The following is a 9,061-nucleotide window of genomic DNA, read 5'->3' on the forward strand; positions in this document are numbered from 1 at the left end:
ATGAAAGACTATTTAGTACGAGGCTTAGGGTTCAACGGACAAGTTCGTGTTTTTGCAGCTTGTACAACAGCGACTGTAGGGGAGGCTCAGCACCGTCATAATACGTGGCCTGTTGTATCGGCAGCCCTTGGTCGATCTATGACCGCTGCTGTAATGATGGGTGCCATGCTGAAAGGTGAAGAAAAAATCACTATTAAAATTGAGGGCAACGGTCCAATTGGTCCAATGGTTATCGATAGTAATGCTAAAGGTGATGTACGTGGTTTTGTTACAAATCCACACGTCCATTTCGATCTAAACGAGCAGGGTAAGTTGGATGTTCGCGCGGGTGTAGGTACAGAGGGAGCTCTTACGGTTGTTAAAGACCTTGGTTTAAGAGATATGTTTTCTGGACAAACGCCTATTGTCTCAGGTGAAATCGCTGAAGACTTTACTTACTATTTTGCTACATCCGAGCAAGTACCGTCATCGGTTGGGTTAGGTGTTTTAGTAAATCCTGATAATACGATTCTTGCAGCTGGAGGGTTTATTCTTCAATTGATGCCTGGCTGTGATGAAGAGACAATTAATGAAATCGAACAGCACCTTTCAACATTAGAGCCCGTTTCCAAAATGATTGAAAAGGGCTTTACGCCTGAGCAAATTTTAGAAGCGGTATTAGGGGAAGACCATCTACAGATTTTAGATTCCATGCCAGTAGAGTTTAAATGTCAGTGTTCAAAAGAGCGTTTTGGGGCAGCAATCTTAGGTTTAGGAACAGCAGAAATTCGAGAAATGATCAATGAAGATGGCGGTGCCGAAGCACAATGTCATTTCTGTTTAGAAACATATCATTTCTCCAAAGAAGAACTAGAAGGTTATATTGATGAGCTCAACGCGTAATCGCCGACCTTCAATCTCTGCAACGCCAAACCAAACGCCTCTATTGCAACGACGTTTAAAAACGAAACCAGCTTTAACAGTTATAGCCGTTTTGTTATTAGGAAATATTTTATGGTTGATTGCTTGGTTAATCCCAAACAAAGGTCAAGAGATTGGCAGCGATGAACAGGTCGCTGCCATTGACGGGGAGGTTATCACTCGTCAGGAGTGGATGATTGCCATGGAAGAACGCTATGGTAAAGAGACACTACAAAATTTAGTAAATGAATCTGTGATGGAGAAGGCAGCTAAGAAATATAAAATTAAAGTTACAGATAAGGAGATTGATTTAGAGCTTGCATTAATGCGCTCTGCCCAGGATAAATTTGATACGGCAATGCAAAATCTGTCTGCTGAGCAACTGCGACAAAAAATACGCTCACAACTTATTTTGGATAAAGTATTAACAAAAGATGTAGTAATAAAAAAGGATAGTATTGAAAAATATTATGAAGAAAATCAATCCCTGTATAATACGAAAACAAGCTATCGCACCAATTTCATAGAAGTGGATTCCAAAAAAGCTGCTGAGGAAGCATTAAAAGAGCTAAAAAATAGCTCTGATTTTTCCGTGCTAGCACGAGAAATTTCTTTAGATAGTGCCTCTGCTAGTTTGGGTGGAGATATCGGTTTCCTCACAGAAAAACAGGAAAACGTTGATCCAGCAATTATAAAGGCTGCAAAGGCATTAAAAGCTAAAGAGGTAAGTAAAGCCTTTAAGCTTAATAACGGTCATTATGGAATTGTGCAAGTCCAAGAAATCGTAGAAGGACAATCCTTTACATATGAAGATGTGAAAGAGCATATTGAACGTGAGCTTGCGCTAGATCAATTACCGCAATCTGTTACTCCAGAAGCATTTTGGTCTGAATTCAAGGCAACTTGGTATTATGGAGAAGAGAAAAAAGATAAATAATAGCTAGCTCCAATGCGTTTAGGAAGAATCTGTAAGAAATCTGCGGGATAGGTGAGCCAAATAATACTGCAGACGTTTTGCGTCAACAGCTTATTGGCATATTCTCGAAAGTTCGGCGGATTCTTTTCTATGTTTCAATAAATATTCTGAAAATATATGCTTTATTTATTGACAATCGAATGGAAAAATTGATAAAATACAAAATAAGTAAAACCTATAAAAATAGTAGGGATTAGGAGTGGATTAATAAATGAGTAGATTAGCGAACTCGGTAGCTGAATTAGTTGGAAAAACACCAATTGTAAAGTTAAATCATGCAACAGGCGAAAATGAAGGTACGGTTTATGTAAAATTAGAATATTTTAATCCAGGTAGCTCAGTAAAAGATCGTCTAGCATTGGCGATGATTGAAGCAGCTGAAAAAGACGGTACGTTAAAGCCAGGAGGTACTATTATTGAGCCTACTTCTGGTAATACAGGTATTGGTCTTGCAATGATCGCAGCAGCTAAAGGCTATAAAGCGATTTTAGTAATGCCAGAGACAATGAGCTTAGAGCGCCGAAATTTATTACGTGCATACGGAGCAGAGCTTGTTTTAACACCTGGTCCAGCAGGTATGAAGGGGGCAATTGCTAAAGCGGAAGAATTAGCCACAGAAAAAGGTTACTTTTTACCACAACAATTCACAAATCCTGCTAATGCTGTTATTCACCGTTTGACAACAGGCCCAGAGATTGTTGAAGCATTTGATGGTTTAACGCTTGATGCATTTGTATCTGGAGTAGGTACAGGAGGTACAATTACGGGTGCAGGTGCCGTATTAAAAGAAAAATACCCGGAGATTGAAATTATTGCAGTTGAGCCAAAGGATTCACCAGTACTTTCTGGCGGTCAACCAGGACCACATAAGATTCAAGGTATTGGCGCTGGTTTCGTACCTGAAGTGTTAGATACAGATATCTATTCTTCAGTATTCCCTGTTGAAAATGAGATTGCTTTCGAAGTTGCACGTAAAGTAGCGCGTGAAGAAGGAATTTTGTGTGGTATTTCATCAGGTGCAGCAATCTATGCGGCAATTGAAACAGCGAAACGTTTAGGAAAAGGCTCAAATGTCCTTGCAATTGTTCCATCTAATGGTGAACGTTATTTATCAACACCTTTATATCAATTTGAAGACTAATCTAAGATTTGCTAACAAAGGCTCCTTTAACGAGGAGTCTTTTTTCTGTTAAAGGGAATTTTAGGGCTGAATTTTTTCGATTTAGATAGCTAGTTTCTCAACGACCAGAGTTGTTAATAGACATGTAAACATTTTAGAGCATTTGTTATGTATGAAATTTATTGGAACGATTTAAAAATATTCGCTTCTCAGCAATATTCAAGTTAAGATGGTATCACATCAAATGATTTAAAGGGGAATGGCAGCTTGAAGACAATACTAACGAAAACAATAACGATGAATGCAGATTCGTTTTTTTATAGCTATAAAAAGCAAGTAGCAGCAGAACAAGCACATGTATTTTTAGAAAGTGGACGTGGAGGACATTTTACGATAGCCGCATGGAATCCATTAGCCATTGCGCAATCAGTTAAGGGTGGGCTACTTGTGAAGTGGCGAAATGGTGATAGTGAAATTCTACTGGGTGAATCCCTATCATTATTAGAGGATTTGGTAGCAAAATATCAAGTTTCATACAATGCTACCCTTCCAGTATTTCAAGGTGGAGCAATCGGATTTGTAGCGTATGATTATGCGCGAAAAATTGAAGAATTACCAGATTGCGCAGAGGACGATTTACATGTTCCTGATATATATTTTTATATTTTCGACTGCTGGGCTGTACACGATGTGAACACAAATGAAGTAACACTTATGAAGCTAGAAAGCAGTGATGTCAATTTAGAAGATTGGGCTAATGTATGGCATGTAGCGGCAGAAGCAGGTTTAAATGACCGCAAATTTGAAAAAACAAGTGCAGTAGAAATAGTAAATGATGAAAGTGAATTACTAGTATCATTTGCAGGAACTGACTTTGAAGAAGCAGTAAGTAGAATTCAATCTTATATAGGGCAAGGCGATGTATTTCAAGTGAACTTATCTGTTCGTCAATCTAAAAAATTAACTGCATCAGCGATGGATGTATACGAAGCATTACGTACTTTCAATCCATCTCCTTATATGGCTTACATTGAAGCACCCGACTTTGCGGTTGTCTCTGGATCACCGGAGCTTTTAGTGAAGCGTCATGGAAATGAATTGTCTACACGACCAATAGCGGGTACAAGACCTAGAGGGAAATCTGAGCAAGAGGATATAGAATTGGCAAAGGAATTAATCGACAACGAAAAGGAACGAGCAGAACATGTAATGCTCGTTGATTTAGAGCGCAATGATTTAGGACGAGTATCCACATATGGAACAGTAGAGGTGGATGAGTTTATGGTTATTGAACGCTATTCTCATGTAATGCATATAGTGTCTAACGTGCGAGGAGAAATCGCCGAAGGTAAATCAAATGCAGATGTAATACGTGCTATGTTCCCGGGCGGTACAATTACAGGTGCCCCCAAAATTCGTACGATGGAAATAATTGAAGAATTAGAACCTGTAAGACGTGGGTTATATACAGGCTCAATTGGCTGGCTTGGCTATACAGGTGATATGGAATTCAATATTGTTATTCGTACAGCCTTTATAAAACAAGGTGTAGCACATATTCAGGCAGGAGCAGGAATTGTCATTGACTCTGTGCCGCAGCGAGAATATCAAGAGTCCTTGAATAAAGCAAAGGCTATGTGGCAGGCAAAGGCAATGGCGGAGGAGCGAGCAAAATGATTTTAATGATTGATAACTATGATTCTTTTACGTATAACCTAGTTCAATATTTTGGGGAATTTGGTCATGAACTAGTTGTGAAAAGAAATGATACATTAACAGTAAAGGATATTGAGCAACTTGCACCCGATATGATTGTTATTTCACCTGGACCGTGCAGTCCAAATGAAGCGGGTGAAAGCCTGAACATTATTAAATATTTCGCGGGAAATATTCCGATTTTAGGTGTTTGTCTCGGGCATCAGGCGATAGCACAGGTATTTGGAGGAAATGTTATTCAAGCAGAACGTTTAATGCATGGAAAAACTTCACCTGTATTACATGCTGACAGAGGTCTACATAAGGACATGCCAAATCCGTTTCAGGCTACTCGTTACCATTCTCTCATTGTAGAAAGGGAAACACTACCAGAATGCTTTGAAATAACTGCCTGGACAGATGAAGGTGAAATTATGGGCATTCGCCATAGGGACTATCCTATTGAAGGTGTCCAGTATCATCCAGAATCTATAATGACAGAGCAAGGGAAAAAGCTTCTGCACCAATTTATAGAATTGTATGTAGAGGGAGCGAAGTAAATGTATTGTTGGATGAACGGAGAGTATCTAAAGGCGGAAGATTTACGTATTTCACCATTTGATCATGGATTTTTATATGGCTTGGGCGTTTTTGAGACGTTTCGGACATATGGAGATAAAGTATTTGAGTGGGACATGCATATGGAAAGATTACACGCTGCTTTATCACAATACCATATCCATTTGGCATATTCTTCAGAAGTTTTACTAGAGGTTGTTCAACATTTAAACAAACATTCTAATGGACAGGATGGTTATTTCCGTCTAAATGTATCTGCAGGGGAACATGGTATTGGGCTACAGCCTACGGAATACAAACAACCGAATGTTATTGTTTTTCGTAAAGAATTACCGTCAGCACCTAGGGGTACAGAAAAAAATGCACAGTGGCTCGAGACGCCACGCAATACTTCTGAAAAGGGAGTCCGCGTTAAGTCACATCATTATGGGAATAATGTTCTTGGTCGCTTTGAAATACCGTCCTTAGCACAACAGGAAGGTTTATTTTTAACTAGAGATGGTTATGTGGCTGAAGGTGTAACATCAAATGTTTTTTGGGTAAAAAATGATATACTATATACGCCTTCCTTGGACACAGGTATTTTACCCGGTATTATCCGAGGATGGGTGATCAGAAAGGCGGCATCCCTAGGCATTGATGTAAAGGAAGGGCTCTTTACTAAAGAAGATGTCGAGAATAGTTCTGAATGCTTTATTACGAACTCCATACAAGAACTTGTGCCAATTCGTAAACTAGTAAACAAACAGTTGCTAGGCAAGGAAGGGCCTATTTATTCGAGTATACATGAAGCGTTTATCAAAGAAGTGGAGCAGGGATAGAAGGAGCGTTATCATGCTAGAAAAATATATAACACCATTAACGATTAATGGTATTACTTTAGACTATAAAAAAGAAACAATTGTAATGGGTATTTTAAATGTCACACCAGACTCATTTTCGGATGGTGGCAAATACAATAACGTAGAAGCTGCTGTTGCACAAGCGAAAAAAATGGTAGCTGAGGGAGCTAAAATTATTGATGTTGGCGGAGAGTCTACTCGCCCTGGCTATACACGTATCTCGGATGAGGATGAAATAGCCCGCATTGTTCCGGTGATTCAAGCCCTAGTGGCTGAAGTACCAGCTGTTATATCGATTGATACGTATAAGGCAAATGTCGCCCGTGCTGCAATAGAGGCTGGAGCACATATCATTAATGATATATGGGGAGCGAAGGCTGAGCCCGAGATTGCTAAGGTCGCAGCAGAGTTACATGTTCCGATTATTTTAATGCATAATCGTGAAAATACTGATTACGGATTAGACTTTTGGACAACTGCAAGAACAAATTTGGAGAATAGTATCGCCATTGCTCACGGTGCTGGTGTTCCTGATAGCCATATAATTTTAGATCCAGGCATTGGATTTGCCAAAACTACAGAGCAAAATATAAAAATGATGCAACATTTAAACGATTTAGTGGCAATGGGCTATCCCGTTTTGCTAGCAACATCACGTAAATCAATGATTGGTAATGTTTTAAAATTACCTGTTGAGGAACGGATAGAAGGCACTAGTGCAACAGTTGTTTATGGCATAGAAAAGGGGTGTCATATTATTCGTGTGCATGATGTACAGGAAATGGCACGAGCTACCCATATGACCGATGTATTAGTTGGTAAACGTACTTACAAGGAGGAAGCGTAATGGACTATATTCATTTAAAGGAAATGCAGTTTTATGGTTATCATGGTGTATTATCAGCAGAAACAACACTTGGTCAACGCTTCCGAGCGAATGTTTCACTTGCGGTAGATATGACAGAGGCTGGGGAAACAGATGATCTGAACTATACGGTAAACTATGCTGAAGTTTATGCGCTGTGTCGTGACATCGTTGAAGGTGAGCCTTTAAAGCTAATAGAAGCACTTGTCATGAAAATAGCAAATAGTATCCTAGAGACATACGCAGATAAAGTGAAAGGTGTTCGTGTAGAGCTTATTAAACCGGACCCACCCATACACGGTTACTATAAAGAAGTTTCAGTTGAAGTAACGAGGGGCGAGTTTTAATGAATAATGTCTATCTATCAATTGGCACGAATATGGGAGAGCGCTTAGAAAATCTCCAACATGCTGTAGAGCTTTTAAAAGATAATAAAGGGATTGAGGTTGTCCGTATTTCATCTGTTTATGAAACGGCTGCTGTTGGCTACACTGATCAAGCTGATTTTTTAAACATTGCAGTTCATATTAAAACCGCCCTATCTTCTTCTGAAATATTGACCATATGCCAATCAGTTGAGCAGGAACTTGGGCGTGTACGTGAATTTAGATGGGGTCCTCGCATCATAGACCTTGACATTTTGCTATACAATCACGAAAATATTGAAACTGAGAGCTTAATTGTTCCACATCCAAGAATGTATGAGCGGGCCTTCGTGTTAGTCCCGTTGGTAGAAATTACACCTGTACCTGTTGGAGAACAATTACAACAAGCACATCACATATGCCAACAGTTAAATTATGTAGACGAAGGTGTAGCCTTATGGTTGGAGTCTAAGAAGCTAGTTATGTTGCAATCAGTCAATTAACAATTGTGTGTATGGATAATTAATCATTTCATAGCATTGTAGGATATGTAAAACCCATCGAAGGAGGAAATCACCATTGAGTCAAGCAACTGAGAAGCCGTTTCAGATTGGCGATATTGTTATGGACAACCGTGTCGTATTAGCGCCAATGGCTGGAATTTGTAATTCTGCATTCAGACTAACTGTAAAAGAGTTTGGAGCAGGGCTTGTATATGCAGAAATGATTAGTGATAAAGGGATTGTCAATAAGAACGAAAAAACTTTAGGTATGCTTTATATTGATGAGCGTGAGAACCCACTTTCACTACAAATTTTTGGTGGAGATAAGGCAACATTAGTAGAGGCAGCAAAATATGTAGATGTAAATACAACTGCAGATATTATAGATATCAATATGGGTTGCCCTGTTAATAAAATTATTAAATGTGAAGCTGGCGCTCGTTTACTTTTAGATCCTAATAAATTATATGAAATGGTAGCGGCAGTTGTAGATGCCGTTGAAAAACCTGTCAGCGTAAAGATGCGTATTGGTTGGGATGACGAGCATATATTTGCTGTCGAGAATGCACAAGCGGCAGAGCGTGCAGGTGCATCTGCGGTAGCGGTTCATGGACGTACCCGTGTGCAAATGTATGAAGGGAAAGCAAATTGGGACATTATTCGTCAAGTAAAGGAAAATGTAAAGATTCCAGTACTGGGTAACGGTGATGTTGAGACACCTTTAGATGCTAAACGGATGCTAGATACAACTGGCGTAGACGCTGTAATGATTGGCCGCGCTGCCCTAGGCAACCCTTGGATGATTTATCGTACAGTTCAATACCTAGAAACAGGTGAGTTAAAGGAAGAGCCAAGTGTTCGTGAAAAGATTGATGTGTGTTTACTTCATTTCGAGCGTCTTATCCAATTAAAAGGCGAGGCTGTAGCAGTACGTGAAATGCGTAAACATGCCTCGTGGTATTTGAAGGGGATAAGAGGAAACGGGAAAGCTCGTAATGCTATTAATCAAACTGAAACAGCACCTGAGTTTCGCGCCTTATTAAATGATCTTGTGCAAGACTATGAAGAAAATGAATCCAAGTTAATTGTACCAGTAGCAAAAGAATTAATTATGTAATTACCTGAAGGCGTCTCAATGCTTGAAAGAGACGCTTTTTTTGTTGCAGCAATTAATTTTCAGAATCATTAATCATTTCCGTCGCCCTCGAAAAAAAAT

At 39.3% G+C, this 9,061-nt stretch carries 10 protein-coding genes; all 10 read left to right on the forward strand.

The features are described from left to right. The 10 genes from hslO (at position 1) to dusB (ending at position 8,962) form a co-directional block, all read left to right on the forward strand. A complete protein-coding gene (gene hslO, locus QNH24_RS00510; RefSeq protein ID WP_283870275.1) occupies positions 1–882 on the forward strand; it encodes an Hsp33 family molecular chaperone HslO in 882 nt (293 codons plus the stop codon). Next, positions 866–1,837 carry a peptidyl-prolyl cis-trans isomerase gene (locus tag QNH24_RS00515; protein ID WP_283870276.1) on the forward strand — a complete coding sequence of 324 codons (972 nt, stop codon included), beginning with the start codon at positions 866–868 and terminating at the stop codon, positions 1,835–1,837. Before hslO ends, QNH24_RS00515 begins: the two co-directional genes overlap by 17 nt. Before the next feature lie 250 nt (positions 1,838–2,087). Beyond that, positions 2,088–3,017, forward strand: coding sequence for a cysteine synthase A (gene cysK, locus QNH24_RS00520; RefSeq protein ID WP_283870277.1), 930 nt, complete (start codon positions 2,088–2,090; stop codon positions 3,015–3,017). A 246-nt stretch (positions 3,018–3,263) separates the two neighbouring features. After that, positions 3,264–4,673, forward strand: a complete 1,410-nt coding sequence (locus QNH24_RS00525) for an anthranilate synthase component I family protein (RefSeq protein ID WP_430674659.1) — start codon at positions 3,264–3,266, stop codon at positions 4,671–4,673. After that, the gene (pabA, locus tag QNH24_RS00530; protein WP_283870278.1) at positions 4,670–5,251 is read left to right on the forward strand and encodes an aminodeoxychorismate/anthranilate synthase component II; all 582 of its coding nucleotides are present in this window, start codon (positions 4,670–4,672) and stop codon (positions 5,249–5,251) included. The genes QNH24_RS00525 and pabA overlap by 4 nt, the downstream gene beginning before the upstream one ends. Beyond that, entirely contained in the window at positions 5,252–6,091 is an 840-nt protein-coding gene (pabC, locus tag QNH24_RS00535; RefSeq protein WP_283870279.1) for an aminodeoxychorismate lyase, read from the forward strand. A gap of 13 nt (positions 6,092–6,104) precedes the next feature. Beyond that, the gene (gene folP / locus QNH24_RS00540) at positions 6,105–6,959 is read left to right on the forward strand and encodes a dihydropteroate synthase (RefSeq protein WP_283870280.1); all 855 of its coding nucleotides are present in this window, start codon (positions 6,105–6,107) and stop codon (positions 6,957–6,959) included. Continuing rightward, positions 6,959–7,324, forward strand: coding sequence for a dihydroneopterin aldolase (folB, locus tag QNH24_RS00545; protein WP_054772180.1), 366 nt, complete (start codon positions 6,959–6,961; stop codon positions 7,322–7,324). Before folP ends, folB begins: the two co-directional genes overlap by 1 nt. Beyond that, positions 7,324–7,845: a 2-amino-4-hydroxy-6-hydroxymethyldihydropteridine diphosphokinase gene (gene folK / locus QNH24_RS00550; protein ID WP_283870281.1), complete on the forward strand. Its 522-nt coding sequence runs from the start codon at positions 7,324–7,326 to the stop codon at positions 7,843–7,845. Before folB ends, folK begins: the two co-directional genes overlap by 1 nt. Before the next feature lie 76 nt (positions 7,846–7,921). Further along, positions 7,922–8,962, forward strand: coding sequence for a tRNA dihydrouridine synthase DusB (gene dusB / locus QNH24_RS00555; RefSeq protein WP_283870282.1), 1,041 nt, complete (start codon positions 7,922–7,924; stop codon positions 8,960–8,962). The last annotated feature ends 99 nt before the right edge of the window (positions 8,963–9,061 follow it).

The sequence above is a fragment of the Lysinibacillus pakistanensis genome, from assembly GCF_030123245.1.
Classification (GTDB): domain Bacteria; phylum Bacillota; class Bacilli; order Bacillales_A; family Planococcaceae; genus Lysinibacillus; species Lysinibacillus pakistanensis.

Coding starts and splice junctions, on each gene's coding strand:
- folK (WP_283870281.1), top strand. CDS start 7,324: ATGAATAATGTCTATCTATCAATTGGCACGAATATGGGAGAGCGCTTA.
- folB (WP_054772180.1), top strand. CDS start 6,959: ATGGACTATATTCATTTAAAGGAAATGCAGTTTTATGGTTATCATGGT.
- pabA (WP_283870278.1), top strand. CDS start 4,670: ATGATTTTAATGATTGATAACTATGATTCTTTTACGTATAACCTAGTT.
- QNH24_RS00515 (WP_283870276.1), top strand. CDS start 866: ATGAGCTCAACGCGTAATCGCCGACCTTCAATCTCTGCAACGCCAAAC.
- hslO (WP_283870275.1), top strand. CDS start 1: ATGAAAGACTATTTAGTACGAGGCTTAGGGTTCAACGGACAAGTTCGT.
- cysK (WP_283870277.1), top strand. CDS start 2,088: ATGAGTAGATTAGCGAACTCGGTAGCTGAATTAGTTGGAAAAACACCA.
- folP (WP_283870280.1), top strand. CDS start 6,105: ATGCTAGAAAAATATATAACACCATTAACGATTAATGGTATTACTTTA.
- pabC (WP_283870279.1), top strand. CDS start 5,252: ATGTATTGTTGGATGAACGGAGAGTATCTAAAGGCGGAAGATTTACGT.